The following is a 17111-nucleotide window of genomic DNA, read 5'->3' on the forward strand; positions in this document are numbered from 1 at the left end:
AACTGGCGGCGGCCACGCCCGACGGTATCGACGTCGACTTCGAGAACGTCGGCGGCGATCTGATGGACGCGATCTTCGCGCGCCTCAACATCGGCGCCCGCGTCGCGCTCTGCGGCCTGATCTCCGGCTACAACGCCGAAGACCTCCCGCCGGGTCCGCGCGCATTCGGCAACCTGCTCATTCAGCGCGCCACCGTGCAGGGCTTCATCGTGCTGGATCACTTCGGGCGCGCACCGGAGGCGATCGGCGAGATCGCCGGGCTGATCGAGGCCGGAAAGCTCACGCCCCTCGAGACCGTCGTCGAGGGGTTCGAGCAGTTGCCGACGGCGATCAACATGCTGTTCGACGGCAAGAACGTCGGCAAGCTGGTGGTCAAGGTCGGCTGAGGCTCAACCGAATTCGAGGAGGGCGTAGATCCCGCGGTAGGGCTTCATCGGCGGGAACCGCCACAACGCGGGGTACAGGGTTCCGAAGAACGCGCCCCGCCCCTTGGGCATCGGCACATCGTGCACGGCGCGGATGCCGGGCGTGGTCTGCGCCCATTGCGCCAGTTGACGCCCCGACAGGCTGAACGGCATCGGCGGCACCCGGTAGCGCTTGGACGAACGCAGCCCGTTCCGCGCGATGCGCTTGACGATCGTCGGCGGTAGGTCGAAGAACATCTGGCCGCCGGGGAAGCTCTTGGCGCACTGGGCGATCAGTTCCAGCGCCGCGCCGGGCTGCAGGTACATCAACAGGCCCTCGGCGGTGATGAACACGCCGTGGTCGGTTTCGACCTTCTCGATCCAGCCGTAGTCGAGCGCGGATTGCGCGAGGTGGGTGATACGCGCCGAATGCGGCAGCAGGCTCTGTCGAAGTTCGACGACCGGCGGCAAGTCCACCGAGACCCACGTGAATTGCGGGTCGGGCAGTGCGCGGTCCAGGCGCCAGAAGGACGTTTGGAAGCCTTCGGCAAGCGCGACGACGGTCGCCCGGGGGTGCGTGGTCAGGTAGTCGATCGCGCACTGGTCGATGGCCAGCGAGCGCAGCGCCATCTCCTGGCCCTTGCGGCCGAATTTTTCGAAGTCGAAGTCGATGGACTCGACGAGACTGACGGCCGTCGGGTCGTCGATGATCGGGTCCGGGTGCCCGGCCTGGTATGCCCGTCCGTAAAGGGTGAGAAGCGCCGTTTCCGAGACGCCGGTCAGCAGCCCGGCATCCACGTGCGGGTTGTCCCGAGGATTCATCACGCCAAACCGTAACCGTGGCGTGCCGGTTAGTCGGGCACGGACGCCGGATCGACGGCGACGGTGATCTCGTTACGACGCCGCATCGGCACCGTCCACGGTGGGTCGTAGAACCAGGCCTCGGGATCGCCGGTCGGTTGAATCCCCTTGTCCCGCAATATCGTCAACAGCTCGCCGGTGCGGGCGCTGACCGCCTTGGGGCTGCGGTCACCGCTGAATCGCAGCACCGCCACGGTCGCGGGCGGCACTGTGACGAGACGGACCCGGTCATCGTTGGGCGCGGGGAGGGTCTCCATCGTCCACTTGGCGGGCATGAAAAACCGGATCGCCCAGCCACGCTCTGCACCGGCGGATTGAGCGACGGGTGCGGTCATCGCGATCCGCTCGCCGCCTCGGCTCGACTGCTGGCTGACCGGTGCCGTCATCGAGATCGATTGATCGCGCCGATTACCGCCGAAGATGTATCCCGCCAATCGCCGGAACCCTTCGTTGCGAGCGCGGTCCTCGTCGGCGTCGACAACCGTCTCGGCGGCGATCCGCGGACCGTAGCGGCGGATCTCGACGGTGTCGGTAAGTCGGCGGTGCGTGTACTCCGGCTCCTCGGTGCCCACCCGGATGCCGCCCACCGCCAGGACCGATTCGGCGACCTGCCCGGCGAGCCTGATCGGATTCATCATGGGGACCCTCCTTCGAGTCAAGCGGCAGACGCGATCCCCCGGCGATCGCGGGCGTCTATCTGCATTGACCCACCCGCGCTCCGGTGCCGCAAGTGAGCTCACTCCCCGACAACGGTGCCACCCGACCCTTGCCATCCGGACCGAGGCAGGGGTAGCCAGCGTGTTGGCGTGCTCAGGGTTTAGAGCTGGGCCCAGACCGACTTCGTCTTCAGGTAAATCTCCAGGCCTTCTTTACCGAACTCGTGACCCCAGCCGGACTGTTTGTAGCCGCCGAACGGCACATCGTGGTCGAATACCAACTGGCAGTTCACCTGGACACTGCCGGCCTGCAGCCGCCTCATGATCCGGTGGGCCCGGCCGAGGTTCTCCGTCCAGGCGGTGGCCGCCAGGCCGTAGGTGGTGTCGTTGGCCATCGCGACGGCCTCGTCTTCGTCGTCGAACGGCAGGATGCTGACCACCGGCCCGAAGATCTCCTGCTGGTACAGCCGCATGCTCGTGTCGACGTTGGTGAGGACTGTCGGGTGGACGAAGTAGCCCTTGCGGTCCAGGCGGTGGCCGCCGGTGACCACTTCCACGCCGTCCTTCTTGCCTTCGTCGATGAATCCCATGACGCGGGATAGCTGCTTCTGGCTGATCAGCGGGCCACTGACGCAGCCCTCCTCGCTGGGGGCGCCCAGCTTGAACGAATTCGCCATCATCGCAATGCCTTCCACGACCCGGTCGTAGACGCCGCGCTGGGCGAAGATGCGCGACCCGCACACGCAGCCCTGACCGGAGTGCACGAAGATGCCGAGCGACGCCATCATGATGGCGTTGTCCAGGTTGGCGTCGTCGAAGATCAGCACCGGCGACTTTCCGCCGAGTTCGAGCGTGACCTTCTTCAGGTTGTCAGCCGAGGCGCGCACGATCTCCTTGCCAACCTCGGTCGAGCCGGTGAAGGCGACCTTCTGCACATCGGGGTGCGCCGTGATCGCGGCGCCCGCGGTGTGGCCGTAGCCGGTCAGCAAATTGACGACGCCCTCGGGCACACCGGCCTCGTGGATGAGCCTGTCCAACAGCAGCGCCGACAGCGGCGTCTCCTCGGCCGGCTTGACGAGCAGGCCGCCGCCCGCGGCCAGAGCCGGCGCAAGCTTCGCGCTGGCGTTGAAGATCGGGCCGTTCCACGGGAAGATCAGGCCCACCACGCTGTATGGCTCTTTGAGCGTGTAGGCGTGCATGTTGACGTAGTTGTCGGTCGCGATGCCATCGGTCTTCACGTCGTAGGCGACGCCGTTGATCTTCGAACACCAACCGGCGTAGTAGCGGAAGAACTCCGAACAGGTCGACATCTGTAACTGCGCCTGCATCAGGGGCATGCCGGTGTTGAGCGAGTCGAGTTGGGCGAACTCTTCGGCGTGTTCGTCGATCAACTCCCCGATCCGCCACAAGATCTTGGCCCGCTCGCGTCCCGGAAGCTCGGACCAGACGCCCGACTCGAACGTTGCCTTCGCCCGCGCGGCGGCCTCGTCGACGGCTTCTTGCCCGCAGTCGGTGAATTCGGTGATCGTCTCCTCGGTCGCGGGGTCGATGACCGTGATGACGTCCCCCGTTCCGGGGCGCTTGCGAATGTCGTCCAATACCGCCTGCACCGTCATCTGATCCCTTTCGTCATGCCAACCGTGGCGCCCCAGCGTCGAATACGCTCAGTGCTGAGCACTTGCTTAGCATTGTGCGCACGGCTGGTCAAGCGGCCGGTGATCTGCCGCCGAACGTCGAGTTGTCGGGGACTACCGCGAGGAATCGCACCAACGAGTCGACGCTGGCTGCGCCTATGCCACGAGTTCGGGGTGGAACTTGGCCGCCATGCGGCGCATCCCTTCCCGCCAGTCCACCGCGGTGCCGCCGATGAGCTCGTGCATCCGGTCGATCGTGGTCGGGTTGCCGCGCAGCGCCTGTTCGCTCGCCTCGAAGATCGGCTCTTTGCCGACGAGTGAGCCGAGGTAGCCACACCACTCCTGCAGGCTGACGGTCTGGTCACCGCACCAGTTGACCGTGGTCGCCGGGACCGACGCGACCTCCAGCAGCTTGGGGATGGTGGCGATGATGTCGTCCTCGTGAATCGGGTTGTAGCGGGCCGGTTCACCGGGCGGGACGGGGATCGGGATGCCGCCCAGCATCATCTCCATGTGGTAGAACGGCCACCCGCCGTTGTCGCCGTAGGGGACGTTGAGCCGAGCGATCGTGGTGGGCAGCCCGAGCACGCGCGCCACCGAACGGGCGACCACTTCCCCGGCGATCTTGGAGATGGAATAGGTGGGGAACAGCGGCTTGTGGTTGTCGCCCAGGGCGGATCGCTCGCTGCGGGGGTCGTCGCCGGGCGGGTCGTAGACGGCGGCCGACGAACAATGCAGGAAGGCCTTCGCGTCGCGGCAGTGGGCCATGAGCAGACCGACCGACTCCGCGTTCGCGGCCAGGTCCTTGTCCCAGCTCCCGCTCTTGGCCACCGCCAAGTTGAGGACGTATTCGAAATCCTTCGGCAGCCCGCCGAAGTCGCCGGACGCTAAATTCACCGTCTCGCAACGAATTCCGGCCGCTTCGAGGCCTTCTCGCGCGGCGGGTACGGTGAAGCGGGCGATTCCCCATACTTCGTTGTCGGCCGCAAGCGCCCGGGCGATGGGGGTGGCGATTTGACCGGTCGGACCGGTGATCAGGATTTTGGAGCCGCGCATGGGCGCAATCGTAGCGAGGACCTGAGTGGCCGTCAGTCAATCCGTCAACGTCCGCCGGCCCCGGATGCCGGAGGACACCGCCCGCCCCGGTGCCTCACAATCCGGGCTGGTCTTCGATGATGCCCAGCCATATCTGGGCGGCGTCGATGGCCACCTTCTCACTGATGAACGCGTGCTGGGTGCCGGTGTAGATGTCACGGAACGCGCGCTCCAGGCGTGTGCCCTCGCGGATCGAGCTGGTCCCGGCGACCAGGTGGGCCCACTCGGCGCAGGCTCGGGCGGTATCGGTGGCGAAGACGGCGGCGACCCGCATGTCGGCGCGCAGGGCCGGTGTCAGCTCCTCCCCCGCCGCCACCGCCGCTTCGGCGGTGGTGAATGCGTCGAGCACCAGCAGACGGGCCGCACGCCACGCCGCGCGGTGATGCGCCAACCCCTTCTGGAAGGTCGGGCGGCTGGCCAGCGACGCCATGTCGCTCATCCGGAATTTCGCCGCCGCCAGCTCCTGCACGTCGTCGAGCATGCTCTTGGCGACACCGAGCGCCCACGACGCGTGCCCGGCAGCGGTGACGGGCATCAGCCCCATCCGGGTGGCCGGCGACGTCCCGCGATATGGCTGACGCACGAACAGTTCGAACGTGCGGCGTGCGGGGACGAACACCTCGGTGGCGCTGTAGTCGTAGGAACCGGTGCCCTTGAGGCCTTGGACATACCAGCCGTCGTCGAAGCTGATCTCGGACCGGGGAATGACGGCGACCCGCATCTCGGGGAAACCCTCACTGATCCAGCGCATCTCGCCGTCGTCCATCGGCAGGAATCCGGCCGCGATGTATTGCGAGTGACCGATGCCCGAACCGAAGTTCCACGCTCCGGTGACGCGGTAACCGCCGTCGACGGCGACTCCCTGGCCGTTGGGAAAGAACTGGCCGCCCATGGTGACGCGGTTGTCGTGGGCGGTGAACACCTCGACGAACCCGTCGTCCGGCAAGTACGCCGCGGCGGCGAAGGACGACGGCAGGTTGGCGATGCCCACCCAGCCGAATGAGCCGTCTTGCCAAGCCATTTCGATCCAGGTCTCGATCATCTCGGTGAACGACGGCTCGAGACCGCCCGCCGCGGCCGGGTTGAACGCGGACATCAGCCCGCTGGCCCACATCTCATCGACGATCGCCGGGCTCAATGTGCGCATCTGTTCGGATTCGGCGGCCTGGGCGGCCACGAGTTCGCGCATACCGCGCGCCAGCGAAACGAGCCGGTCATCCGTGTCGGCGATCGACGTCATCGGCCCACTCCCGTCATTGGGTGCGTCGGCATCCGTAGCGGAAACTGACATCGGTGACCGTATCAACCCGTCGACGCTCGACGACCGAGAATCGCGTGTCGCGCCGGGTCGCTTTACGGTGTGGGTTGTGCGCTGGATTGTCGACGGCATGAACGTGATCGGGAGCCGTCCCGACGGTTGGTGGAAGGATCGCAACGGTGCCATGGTCACGTTGGTAGAGAGGCTGGACCGATGGGCGTCAGATCGAGGAGAGACGGTGACCGTGGTGTTTGAGCGACCTCCGTCGACCGCCGTCACATCGTCGGTGATCGAAATAGCCCACGCGCCCAGGGCCGCCGCGAATTCGGCCGACGACGAGATCGTCCGGCTAGTTCAGGCCGACGCCCACCCGCACGACATTCGCGTGGTGACATCCGACAGAACACTGACCGAACGAGTGCGAAGTCTGGGTGCCTCGGTGCATCGGTCGGAGAGCTTTCGCGACGTGGTCGATCCGCGGGCCCGATGACCGCCGGCAGCGGAAGCCCCGCCCCCAACCGGGTCTGCACACTCGCGCACATCGACATCCCGATCATTCAGGCGCCGATGACCTACATCGCCGGCGCCCAGCTGGCCGCCGCGGTGTCGAACGCCGGCGCCCTGGGGATCATCGAGACCACCTCGGATCAGGGTCGAGCCGACTTGCGGCGCGTGCGCGACCTGACCGACGGTGCCGTGGGCGCCAACATCGCGCTGCTGTTCAACCGCGATCCCGCGATGCTGGAATTGCTTGTCGCCAACGACATTCGGTTCGTGACCACCTCGGCCGGGGACCCATCACTGTTCACCGATCGGCTGCATGACGCGGACATCACGGTCTTCCACGTGGTGGGCACCCTGGCCGCGGCGAAGAAAGCCGTCGACGCCGGTGTGGACGGCCTCGTGGTCGAAGGCGTCGAGGGTGGCGGCTTCAAGAACCGGTTCGGGGCCTCCACGATGGTGCTGCTGCCCTTGGTGGCGGCCCACGTCGACGTGCCGATCGTGGCCGCCGGCGGGATCTGCGACGCCCGATCCATGGCGGCCGCCTTCGTGCTCGGCGCCGAAGCCGTGCAGATGGGCACGCGGCTACTCGCCTCGGCGGACTCCCCGGTGCACGGCAACCTCAAGCAGGCGGTCGTCGAGGCCGACGAGACCGCCACCGTCCTGCTCCCCCTCGACGGCAAGCGAATGATGCGCGTCATCCGCACGCCCGCCGCTGAGAGGCTGGAAACCGCGACGTCCGCCGGGGAGGGCGCCGCGGCACTGCAACGCGTACAGCGGCTCTACTTCGAAGGCGACCTGGACGCCAGCGTCGCCAACACCGGTCAGGTGGCCGGCCGCATCCACGACCTGCCCCCGGCCGCCGACATCATCGAGCAGATGTGGAAAGGCTGCCGCGAGGCGTTGACCACCTCTGCCGACCGGCTGGGCCGGTGGTAGTCACGTCCCGCCGGGTCAGCCCACCGCGGCCAGCGCCGCGTCGTAGTCAGGCTCCTGCGCGATCTCGGGCACTAATTCCGTGTATGCGACCTTGCCGTCGGCGCCGACCACCACCACGGCGCGGGCAAGCAGCCCGGCCATCGGGCCGTCGACGATGCTGACGCCGTAGCTCTGCCCGAAGCTGTCCCGGAACGCCGACCCCGTCTTGACGTTCTCGATGCCCTCGGCGCCGCAGAACCGCGCCTGCGCGAACGGCAAGTCATTCGACACGCACAGCACCGACGCGCCACTTGCGGCCGCGCGCTCGTTGAACGTTCGCACGCTCGTGGCGCACACCGGTGTGTCGATGGACGGAAAGATGTTCAGCACGACGGGCTTACCGCTGAACTGGTCGTTGCCGACCGCCCCCAGGTCCGTGCCGACCAGGTTGAAGGCCGGGGCCGGGGATCCGACGGAAGGAAGCTCGCCGACGGTGTTGATCGGGTTTCCATGCAAGGTTATCTGTGCCATGGCCACAGTCTGCCAAGCCCGATGCGACAGGCCGGGGTCAGGTCCGCATGTCTTAATTGGTGGGGTGCATGGCATAGACGCCACGCCCGGCGTGTCCAACACTGGGATCATGCCTCGCAAGGTGGTGATCGTCGGGTATCCGGGCGTGCAGGCGCTCGATGTGGTGGGGCCGCACGACGTGTTCACCGCCGCATCGTTGTTGACGGGCGGCGGCTACGACGTCGCCGTGGCCTCGGTCGACGGCCAGCCGGTGGCGACGGCCACCGGACTGGCTTTCGTGGCGACGCCGTTGCCGGATCCGGGCGACCCGATCGACACGGTCGTGCTGCCCGGCGGGGCCGGCATCGACGCGGCGCGGTCCGATGCGGAGCTCGTCGCCTGGGTCAAGGCCGTCGCCGGGCACGCCCGCCGCCTGGTGACGGTGTGCACCGGCGCGTTTCTCGCGGCCCAGGCGGGGCTACTGGACGGGCAGCGCGTGACCACGCACTGGGCGTTCGCCGAACGCCTGGCGAATGAGTTTCCCACCATCGACGTCGACGCCGACCCGATCTTCGTCCGAACCTCGGACACCGTATGGACCGCCGCGGGAGTCACCGCGGGCATCGACCTCGCGCTCGCGCTGATCGAGGAGGACCACGGCACCGAGGTCGCGCAGACGGTTGCTCGCTGGCTCGTGCTGTATCTGCGCCGCCCCGGCGGGCAGTCGCAGTTCGCGGCGCCGGTGTGGATGCCACGCGCCAAACGGGACTCGATCCGCGAGGTGCAAGAGACCATCGAGACCGAACCGGGTCGTCCGCACACCGTCGACGATCTGGCCCGCCGGGCCGCCATGAGCCCGCGCCACTTCACCCGGGTGTTCACCGCCGAAATCGGTGAGGCGCCCGGCCAATACGTCGAGCGCATTCGCACCGAAGCCGCGCGCCGCCAGTTGGAGGAGACCGACGACACCGTTGTCGCGATCGCCAACCGATGCGGCTTCGGTACCGCGGAAACGATGCGCCGCAATTTCCTTCGCCGCGTTGGGATTTCGCCCGACCAGTACCGCAAGGCATTCGCTTAAACGGAAAAGGAAGGACGGCTCCAATGTCTCCGATGACCCAAATCGCAATCGTGGCCTATCCAGGATTCACCGCGCTGGACATGATCGGTCCCTATGAGGTGCTGCGCAACCTACCGGGCGCCGAGGTGCGGTTCGTCTGGCACGAAGCCGGGCCGATCACCGCCGATTCCGGCGTGCTGGTCATCGGCGCCACCCACTCGCTGGCCGAAACACCTTCTCCCGACGTGGTTCTCGTCCCCGGTGGCCCGTCGACCCCGGTTCATGCGCGCGACGACGCGCTGCTCGACTGGCTGCGCCGCGCGCACCACACCGCGAGCTGGACGGCGTCGGTGTGTTCCGGCTCGGTGATTTTGGCGGCCGCGGGCCTGCTCGACGGCCGGCGCGCGACGTCGCACTGGCTGACCATTCCCGCGCTGAAGGCGTTCGGCGCTGTCCCCGTAACCGACGAACGAATCGTGCATCAGGACGACATCGTCACCAGCGCCGGCGTGTCCGCCGGTCTCGACCTCGCGCTGTGGTTGGCAGGACAGATCGGTGGCGAAAGCCGCGCCAAGGCAATCCAGCTCGCACTCGAATACGACCCGCAACCACCGTTCGACTCGGGCCACATGTCCAAGGCGTCGGCGACCACGAAGGCCGCGGCCACCGCGCTGCTATCCAAGGACAGCGTCAAGCCCGCCAACGTGAAGGCCACGACCATGCTGGCCTGGGAGCAGGCGCTGGGTAAGGTCCGGAAGCGGCGGCGCAGGCGGATGTTGGTCGCGCGCTAAGGCCAATGCCGAGCGTGCAATTCGCGACGCGCCACGCCGGTGAAGCGTCGCAGATTGCACGGTCGGCGGAGAGGCTTACGCCTGGGGCGCCAGGATCTCGGTCGTGGCGAGCTGTCCGCCGGCCTGCATCCAGGCCGCGACCACGCGGGGCGCGTCACGGTCGGGGTTGTAGATGTCTTCCTCGCTGGAGAACAGGCCCTCACCGGCGTACACCAGCCGCGTCCAGTTCGGGAACCAAAACGGTTCACCGTGGGGATCGGTCGGGTGGTCCAGCAGGTTCTTGATCATGACGACGACGGCGTCGTTGTCTTCGTCGTGGGCAACCCAGTCGTTGGGAAAGCGCATGTGCGGAAACGGCGCCATCACCGCGACGATCCAGTCCCGGACCGCCTCGCGCCCGTGGAAGACACCGTAGTGATGTTCGGTGTAGACGACGTCCTCGGTGAACAGATCCGCGAAGGGTCGCCAGTCGCCCGACGCGCTGCATCCTTCGACGACCCTGGTGTAGTTCTCGACGGCACTATCGATTTCTGCCCTGGTGAAATTGCCCATAGCGGACACACTAGAACGTGTTTCGGTTTCTGGTCGGTCGTTGCGAATAGGGTTGTCGAATGAACGTGTTGGACATGTTCGCGTTGCGCGGCAAGCGGGCATTGGTGACCGGGGCGTCCAGCGGTATCGGCAAGAAAGTGGCGCAGGCATACGTGCAAGCCGGCGCCCATGTGGCCATTGCCGCTCGGAATTTCGAAGCCTTGCGCCACATCGCCGGCGAGCTCGCCGCAGATAGCAGTGATTTCCACGGCGAGGTCGTGCCGATCCGTTGCGACGTGACGCAACCGGACCAGGTGAACAGCATGGTGGACCGAGTGGTCGCGGAGCTGGGTGGCATCGACGTCGCGGTCTGCAACGCCGGCATCATCGCGGTCACCCCGATGCTGGAGATGTCGCCGGAAGAGTTCCAACGCATCCAGGACACCAACGTGACCGGCGTCTTTCTCACCGCTCAGGCGGCCGCCCGGGCGATGGTCCGGCAGGGACACGGGGGCGCCATCATCACCACCGCCTCGATGTCGGGCCACATCATCAATGTCCCGCAGCAGGTTGGCCACTACTGCGCCTCCAAGGCGGCCGCCATCCACCTGACCAAGGCGATGGCCGTCGAATTCGCGCCGCACCGGATTCGGGTCAACAGCGTCAGCCCCGGCTACATCCTCACCGAACTGGTCGAGCCCCTCGAGGAGTATCACCGCCAGTGGGAGCCCAAGATTCCGCTCGGCCGCATCGGCCGGCCGGAGGAACTCACCGGCCTGTACCTGTATCTGGCCAGCGAGGCGTCCAGCTACATGACCGGTTCGGACATCGTCATCGACGGCGGATACAGCTGCCCATAACGCGCACTCACCGCTCGATCTCGCCGGAGATCCCGCGCTCGATGTTCGCCTGGGTACTCGAGGGCAGCACCAAGAGGCCGTCGAGTTCGTTGCGAGCCACCTCGTAGGCACGCTGGCGTTCGTGCGCGGCCGCGGCAGGATCGGCCGCCACCCGCAACAGGCTCTGCGCGCGCACAATCCGTTGCTGATCCGCCCGGGAAAAGTCGTTGCGGCGTCGGCGTATCGCCTCGGCCTCCGCGGCATTGAACGCGGTCGCGTAATCCTCGACGGCGGCCATGTATTGGGCGGCGGCTTCCCGGTCGTCGAGGAGATCCTCGGCCTTGACGGGGCGCAGGAACTCGGCGCGGGGCTTGGCTCTGTGGAACGCGATCGTCAGCGCATCGCGCATGTCGGTCATCAGCGGAAAGTCCAGCAGCTTGGCGACGTCGAGTTCGTACTCGAGCCATCGCTCATCGGTGCGGTTGTGCTCGTCGAGAACGCGCCGGATCGCGCGCCACCGGGCCGCGTGGTTGTCAGCGGCGGCGGGGGCGGCCGCGTCGGGCATGGGTGTCCGGTCGAATTCTCGCGGCCGTTCGTCGGCGCGCCGCCGATAGGCGCCGAAACCGCGTACCGCGGCAACGATCGCACCCGTCAGCGGCAGGATGACGATCAGCAGCTCCGCCAACCGGAATATCAAGCCCACATGGCCAGGATGCCACCTTCACGGCGGGTGCCGACGAGTGCGGGCGCTATGGACGAGTTCCGGCGAATTCCCATACTTAGGGCCCACACTCGGCGCCCAAGAGCCGGTCAACTCTGCGGGCGCACCCCGAGCACATCGCGAAACAGCGCCTGCCGCAACGCGAGTTCGCGGGGGTCACTCCACAGGTGAAACCCGAGCCGGTTCATGACGTAGCTGAAGCCGATTCCGGTATCGGGGTCCGCGCATCCGAAGGACCCGCCGAAGCCGGGGGTGCCGAAGGCCTGGTCCGACGATCCGAAGGTGAAGTGCGGCAACGGCTTACAAAAGCCGAGCGAATACGCCACGTCGATGTGCATCACCTTGTCGCGAACGCCCTGAGTCGGCGGGGTCGCCGGCGCCGCCAGGGCCTCGAGCGTGCCGGCGCTCAGACCCAGCTCGGCACCTCCGGCGGCGGCGCTGCCGTACATACGCGCCACCGACCTGGCGGTTCCGATGCCGTTGGCCGACGGGATCTCGACCGCCCGGACGTCGTCGCGGTTGTAGTCGCCGTTGAACGGGTTGACGCCGCGTGGGACCGCGATGGTGCGTGCCGTCAGGCCTACCGGGTTGAGCGAGGCGCCGACGAACCCCGGGGGCATCACGCCCAGATGCAGCAGCGTTTCCGCGCGCACCCAATTGTGCACGTGCGCGACTCGCCTGCGGTCGACCGAATCGGGCAGGCCGATATGGAGGTCGAGTCCTGACGGCGCGACGATTTCGTCGGCCAGAAATTGCCCCAGGGTGCGGGCGGCCGGGTCGGTGCGGCGGATCAACTCGGATTCATACCAGCCGAGCGTGATCGCGTGGTACCCGTGTCGAGTGCCCGGTCGCCACGCCGGCTCCTGGGCGGCCAGGATGGGCGACAGCCGCTCCGGGTCGGCCACGTCGGCCAGTGTCGGCTTCGGTGTGAGCGCACACAGACCGGCCTGATGCCCCAGCAGTTGGCGGACCGTGACATCCGCCTTTCCCGATTGGGCGAATTCCGGCCAGTACTCGGCGACCTTGGCGTCATAGGAGATGAGTCCGCGGGACACCGCCACCGCTACGACCAGGGCGGCGACGCCTTTGGTCGTGGAGAACATGTTCACCATGGTGTCGGGCTGCCATGGATCCTTGGTCAATCCATTCCGGTATCCGCCCCACAGGTCGACCACCTTGACACCGTCGCGGTAGACGGCGACGGCAGCGCCGACTTCCGCGCCGTCGCCAAGGGTCGCGCGGAAAGCGTCGGCCACCTTGCCGTAACCGGCATCCACGTCGCCGTCGATCAAATCCGGCGACACCCTCATCTTGAGAACCATCCCGCGCCTCCCAGTGGAGACTAGCCAGCCACGTCCGTACGCAGGGTCGTTTGGACGTTCCGTTCGGCCCGGTCAGTGGGCGCCCAGGTCGCCGCCGAGGTAGTCGGCGCGGCATGCCCGACGGGCGAGCTTGCCGCTGGTGGTCCGCGGGATGGCACCGGCGGGCAGCAGACGCGCGTCCGATACGGTCAGACCGTGTCGCCGCGATACCGCTTCGTAGATCGCCTCGATCGCCGGCCGCGGATCCTCGCGGCTGGTGCCCGCGGCACGTTCGGCGACGACGACGAGTTCATCGGCGCCCGGGTTCCCCTCGGCCGGCACGGAAAACGCCGTCACGTATCCGCGCCGAACCATCGGCGACGCTTCCGCAACGGTGGCCTCGATGTCCTGCGGATAGTGGTTGCGGCCGTCGATCGTCACAAGGTCCGCCATCCGGCCCGTCACGTACAGCTCACCGTCGAGGTACACGCCCAGGTCGCCGCTGCGCAGCCACGAGCGTTGGAGGTCGGCGCCCCGTGCGTGGCTGCCGTCGGGGAGTCGGGATTGCAGCCTGGCGCCGAACGCCAGCCGGGTCGCCTCGGGCAGTCCCCAGTATCCGCGGCCAATGTTGTTGCCCTGCAACCAGATTTCGCCCACCTGGCCATCTGGTAATTCGGCTGCGCTGCCGGGGTTGACGATGACCGCCCATGCGCTGCGTGCCACCTGGCCGCATGACACCTGAGCGACGGCGTTGGGAGCGTCCGCGGGAACCCGCACTGCGCGACCGGCACCCAGCTGTTCCCGGTCGAAATACACCGCCGTCGCTTCGGCCTCAGGGGCGATGGTCGCGACGAGCAACGTTCCTTCGGCGATGCCGTAGGACGGTTTGAACGCGGTGCGGGGCAGCCCGTACGGCGCGAAAGCCTTGTTGAAGGTCCTGATCGCCTCGATGCTGACCGGTTCGGAGCCGATGATCATCACCACGTTGCGCAGATCGATGTCCTCGCCGCCGGCGGGCAGGCCGCGCTGCGCGGCCCACTCGTACGCGAAATTCGGCGCCGCGGTGACGACGTTGCCCCGCCGCGACCCGTCGGACAGGGCCTGGATCCACCGCAGCGGCCGACGCACGAACGCGGCGGGAGACATGAGTGTGGAGTGGCCACCGTAGACCGCCGGAAAGCCGATCATCGACAAACCCATGTCGTGGTAGAGCGGCAACCAGCTGACGCCGTGGGTGTTTCGGTCCAGCAGGTCGATCGACAGAATCATCTGCACCAGGTTGGTGCCGACTGCGCGGTGGGTGATCTCGACGCCGACGGGCGGGCGGGTGGAGCCCGAGGTGTACTGCAGGTGTGATACCTCGTCCATGCCGAGCTCGGTCGGCGCGAACGACTCCCCCGCCGAGTCGGGAATCTGGTCGACGGCGATCACCTGCGGCCGGCCCAGGTGCGGGTGGCCGGCCAAGAAACTCTCGACCGCATCGTGTGCGGCGGTGGTCGTGAGGAGGGCCGTGGGCTCCGAATCGCGCAACGCGGTATCGAGGCGTTCGGCATGCCCGGGCAATTCCGGGGCGAACAGCGGGACCGCGATGGTTCCAGCCTTGACCGCCGCATAGAACCCGGCGACGTAGTCGATGCCCTGCGGCGCGAGGACCGCAACGCGCTCACCGCGACTCGCGATTTGTTGGATCCGCGCGCCGATGGCTTCCAGCCGGACGCCGAGCTGGGTCCAGGTCACCTCTTCGGCATTGCCCTCCCCCGGGCCGCTGTAGTCGAGGTAGCGATAGGCCACGGCGTCGCCGACGTTCGCGATGTTGCGGTCGATGAGCGATATCAGGTTGACACCGGGCGGCAGCGCGACACCGCCCTCGGCGTCCAGGCAATCCTCGATTCGGAGCAGGCCGGGGATGCCGACGGCGTCGTGCCGGGAACCGTGATCCATGGGTGCAAGTCTAAGCAAGCCGATCCAGCGCTCCGGGTGCCGGTGAATTGGCAAACGGCAAGAGCTGCGGTCGCATTCGCCGATTCCGGTTGACGCTCGTCGTCGGTCGGCGAGGGCGAAGCGCCCGGGCCGCAGGGTGCGTGCCCGCAGCACCGATCAACCCGATCCGGCGGGCGCCCGACGTGGGCGGTAGCCTACCGGCGAGCGGCGTCCAGGGCCGTTGCGTTGCTACCACCAGGAGTTGTCATGCCGGGCCGGAAGTTCTCCTTCGAAATCACCCGTACCAGCAGCGCGCCCGCCGCGACGCTGTTTCGGCTCGTCGCTGACGGTGCCAACTGGTCGCAGTGGGCCAAGCCGATCGTTTTGCGCTCGAGTTGGGCGCGCCAGGGTGATCCGGCACCGGGCGGGATTGGGGCCATCCGCAAGGTGGGCATGTGGCCGGTCTTCGTGCAGGAGGAGACCGTCGAGTACGAGCCGGACCGTCGCCACGCGTACAAACTGGTGGGACCGCCGAGCCCGGCCAAGGACTACACCGGTGAAGTGGTCTTCACGCCGAATGCGGCGGGCGGCACCGACATCCGCTGGACCGGTTCATTCACCGAAGGTGTCCGCGGAACGGGTCCGGTGATGCGTGCCGCCATGGGCGGGGCGGTCCGATTCTTCGCGGGCCGGCTGGTCAAGGCGGCCGAACGCGAGTCGAACGGCGGGCGATAGCCCAGCGTTTTGAGCGCGCCTACCGAGGCTTCGATCTTGGTACGCCCGGATATTTACGTCGCGTGGGGACCATACGGGGACGCTACCCGATTCCGGCGAAATACGCAGTCTGCGAAGCACATTCACGCGGTGGCTCGGCATCTGAGCCGTTACTTGGAGCCGACCTCGTCCTGATATTTCTTGGTCATGTGCGCGACGGCATCCAACTGCGACTGCGCGAGGCTCTCCCGAGCTTGGCCGGCGCGCGCGGCGGCGTCCAGCGTCGGCTGCGCCTGGCCCTGGAAGTGCGGCATCACCTCGGCGGCGAACAATTCGGCGGATCGCTTCGTTGCGGCCGGGTTAGCCCACTCGTGACCCATCTGCAGCATGCAACCGAATCCGCCGGACTGGTCCCACAGCCGCTGTACCTGTTCCCGCGCCCGCTCCGGCGTGCCGATGACACCTGCGCCGTTGTCGTTGATCACGTCGATCATCTCGTCGAGCTGTTCTCCCGGCATTGTCATCTGGGGGAACGCGGCCACCTTCTGGAAGTACCGGAACCACGGCTCGATGCCGAATTTGACCTCTTCGCGGGCTTGTTTTTCGGTCTCGGCGAGATGGAACAAACCGACCAGGCTCCAGTTCCTGCGGTCGACCTGCGTGCCGAAGGTCGCCGCGCGCTCCTCGACGATGTCCCAGTGGTAGGAGAGCGCGTTGAAGCCCTCGACGGTCAGGGTCGCCCCGATGGACAAAAGGCCGATGCCATGTTTGCCGGCCAGCCGCGCGCCCGTCGGCGACGCGACCGCGGCGACGGACAGCGGGATCCCGCCGTCGGAGTAGGGGGCAAGCTGCAACCTGGCGTCGAACAGCTGGTGGGTGGCTGTTTTGGCGCTCACCGTCTCGCCTGCCAGCAGCCGGACGACGACGTCGAGATTCGTTTCCAGCAGCTCACGCGTGTCGGTGGGGGTGAGCCCGATCATGGACGAGTCGCTGGGCAGCGAGCCCGGCCCGACACCGCCGATGATGCGGCCGTGGGTGAGATGGTCCAGCAGCATCAGCCGGTCGGCGACCCACAGTGGGTTGTGATACGACAGCGAAATGACCCCGGTGCCGAACCGGATTCGCTTTGCGCGTTCGGCGGCGGCGGCGATGAAGATCTCCGGCGAGCTGATGATCTCGCTACCGGCCGAGTGGTGTTCGCCCATCCAGACTTCGTCAAAGCCGAGGGCGTCGAGATGCTCGATGAACTCGAGATCGCGCTGCAGGGCCAGCGTCGGATTGGTGCCCGCGCGGTGGAATGGGGCGATGAAATATCCAAACCTGAGCTTGGCCATGGGATCCCCTTGCAGTCGAGTCCCCCGAACCATAACTCAAAGCGTGCTGCGAGAAGCCAGAAG

Annotated in this window: 18 protein-coding genes; 7 read left to right on the top strand and 11 right to left on the bottom strand. The window is 67.2% G+C overall.

Annotated elements, in window-relative coordinates; all coding sequences use genetic code 11:
* Positions 1-386: zinc-binding dehydrogenase (locus Q0W90_RS09910; protein ID WP_297774356.1), on the top strand; the 386-nt coding region annotated here is incomplete at its 5' end.
* Between the two features lie 3 nt (positions 387-389).
* Here Q0W90_RS09910 and Q0W90_RS09915 read toward each other — a convergent pair.
* From Q0W90_RS09915 to Q0W90_RS09935, 5 genes are all read right to left on the bottom strand, one after another.
* Positions 390-1226 carry a class I SAM-dependent methyltransferase gene (locus tag Q0W90_RS09915; protein ID WP_297774359.1) on the bottom strand — a complete coding sequence of 279 codons (837 nt, stop codon included), beginning with the start codon at positions 1224-1226 and terminating at the stop codon, positions 390-392.
* Between the two features lie 29 nt (positions 1227-1255).
* Complete coding sequence (locus Q0W90_RS09920) at positions 1256-1903, bottom strand: heme-binding protein (RefSeq protein ID WP_297599135.1); 648 nt, start codon at positions 1901-1903, stop codon at positions 1256-1258.
* A 179-nt stretch (positions 1904-2082) separates the two neighbouring features.
* Positions 2083-3537, bottom strand: coding sequence for an aldehyde dehydrogenase family protein (locus Q0W90_RS09925; protein ID WP_297774362.1), 1455 nt, complete (start codon positions 3535-3537; stop codon positions 2083-2085).
* Positions 3538-3711: 174 nt separating this feature from the next.
* Positions 3712-4611, bottom strand: a complete 900-nt coding sequence (locus tag Q0W90_RS09930; protein ID WP_297699756.1) for an NAD(P)-dependent oxidoreductase — start codon at positions 4609-4611, stop codon at positions 3712-3714.
* A gap of 94 nt (positions 4612-4705) precedes the next feature.
* Complete coding sequence (locus tag Q0W90_RS09935; RefSeq protein WP_297774386.1) at positions 4706-5890, bottom strand: acyl-CoA dehydrogenase family protein; 1185 nt, start codon at positions 5888-5890, stop codon at positions 4706-4708.
* Between the two features lie 127 nt (positions 5891-6017).
* On the opposite strand from Q0W90_RS09935, the gene Q0W90_RS09940 reads away from it, so the two are divergent.
* Positions 6018-6398: an NYN domain-containing protein gene (locus Q0W90_RS09940; RefSeq protein ID WP_297599141.1), complete on the top strand. Its 381-nt coding sequence runs from the start codon at positions 6018-6020 to the stop codon at positions 6396-6398.
* Positions 6395-7348: a nitronate monooxygenase gene (locus Q0W90_RS09945; protein WP_297774366.1), complete on the top strand. Its 954-nt coding sequence runs from the start codon at positions 6395-6397 to the stop codon at positions 7346-7348. Before Q0W90_RS09940 ends, Q0W90_RS09945 begins: the two co-directional genes overlap by 4 nt.
* 15 nt (positions 7349-7363) lie before the next feature.
* Here the strand turns inward: Q0W90_RS09945 and tpx are convergent, their stop codons facing one another.
* A complete protein-coding gene (gene tpx / locus Q0W90_RS09950) occupies positions 7364-7858 on the bottom strand; it encodes a thiol peroxidase (protein WP_297599151.1) in 495 nt (164 codons plus the stop codon).
* Positions 7859-7967: 109 nt separating this feature from the next.
* Here tpx and Q0W90_RS09955 point away from each other — a divergent pair, with 109 nt between their 5' ends.
* Positions 7968-8918: a GlxA family transcriptional regulator gene (locus Q0W90_RS09955; RefSeq protein WP_297774370.1), complete on the top strand. Its 951-nt coding sequence runs from the start codon at positions 7968-7970 to the stop codon at positions 8916-8918.
* A gap of 32 nt (positions 8919-8950) precedes the next feature.
* Positions 8951-9688, top strand: a complete 738-nt coding sequence (locus Q0W90_RS09960; RefSeq protein WP_297699748.1) for a DJ-1/PfpI family protein — start codon at positions 8951-8953, stop codon at positions 9686-9688.
* Positions 9689-9763: 75 nt separating this feature from the next.
* On the opposite strand, the gene Q0W90_RS09965 is transcribed toward Q0W90_RS09960, so the two are convergent.
* Positions 9764-10240: a nuclear transport factor 2 family protein gene (locus tag Q0W90_RS09965; RefSeq protein ID WP_297699746.1), complete on the bottom strand. Its 477-nt coding sequence runs from the start codon at positions 10238-10240 to the stop codon at positions 9764-9766.
* Between the two features lie 59 nt (positions 10241-10299).
* Here Q0W90_RS09965 and Q0W90_RS09970 point away from each other — a divergent pair, with 59 nt between their 5' ends.
* Positions 10300-11079, top strand: a complete 780-nt coding sequence (locus tag Q0W90_RS09970; protein ID WP_297699744.1) for an SDR family oxidoreductase — start codon at positions 10300-10302, stop codon at positions 11077-11079.
* A gap of 7 nt (positions 11080-11086) precedes the next feature.
* Here Q0W90_RS09970 and Q0W90_RS09975 read toward each other — a convergent pair whose 3' ends face one another.
* From Q0W90_RS09975 to Q0W90_RS09985, 3 genes are all read right to left on the bottom strand, one after another.
* Positions 11087-11761 carry a hypothetical protein gene (locus Q0W90_RS09975; RefSeq protein ID WP_297774374.1) on the bottom strand — a complete coding sequence of 225 codons (675 nt, stop codon included), beginning with the start codon at positions 11759-11761 and terminating at the stop codon, positions 11087-11089.
* A 107-nt stretch (positions 11762-11868) separates the two neighbouring features.
* Positions 11869-13101 carry a serine hydrolase domain-containing protein gene (locus Q0W90_RS09980; protein WP_297774376.1) on the bottom strand — a complete coding sequence of 411 codons (1233 nt, stop codon included), beginning with the start codon at positions 13099-13101 and terminating at the stop codon, positions 11869-11871.
* A 72-nt stretch (positions 13102-13173) separates the two neighbouring features.
* Positions 13174-15021, bottom strand: coding sequence for a fatty acyl-AMP ligase (locus tag Q0W90_RS09985; RefSeq protein WP_297599165.1), 1848 nt, complete (start codon positions 15019-15021; stop codon positions 13174-13176).
* Positions 15022-15267: 246 nt separating this feature from the next.
* Here Q0W90_RS09985 and Q0W90_RS09990 point away from each other — a divergent pair, with 246 nt between their 5' ends.
* Positions 15268-15735 (top strand): SRPBCC family protein, encoded by a 468-nt coding sequence (locus Q0W90_RS09990; RefSeq protein WP_297699740.1) that lies wholly within the window; start codon positions 15268-15270, stop codon positions 15733-15735.
* A gap of 149 nt (positions 15736-15884) precedes the next feature.
* Here Q0W90_RS09990 and Q0W90_RS09995 read toward each other — a convergent pair whose 3' ends face one another.
* Positions 15885-17048, bottom strand: coding sequence for an LLM class flavin-dependent oxidoreductase (locus tag Q0W90_RS09995; protein ID WP_297600234.1), 1164 nt, complete (start codon positions 17046-17048; stop codon positions 15885-15887).
* Positions 17049-17111: the final 63 nt, after the last annotated feature.

This window comes from Mycobacterium sp., assembly GCF_025933915.1.
In the GTDB taxonomy this organism is placed as follows: Bacteria; Actinomycetota; Actinomycetes; order Mycobacteriales; family Mycobacteriaceae; genus Mycobacterium.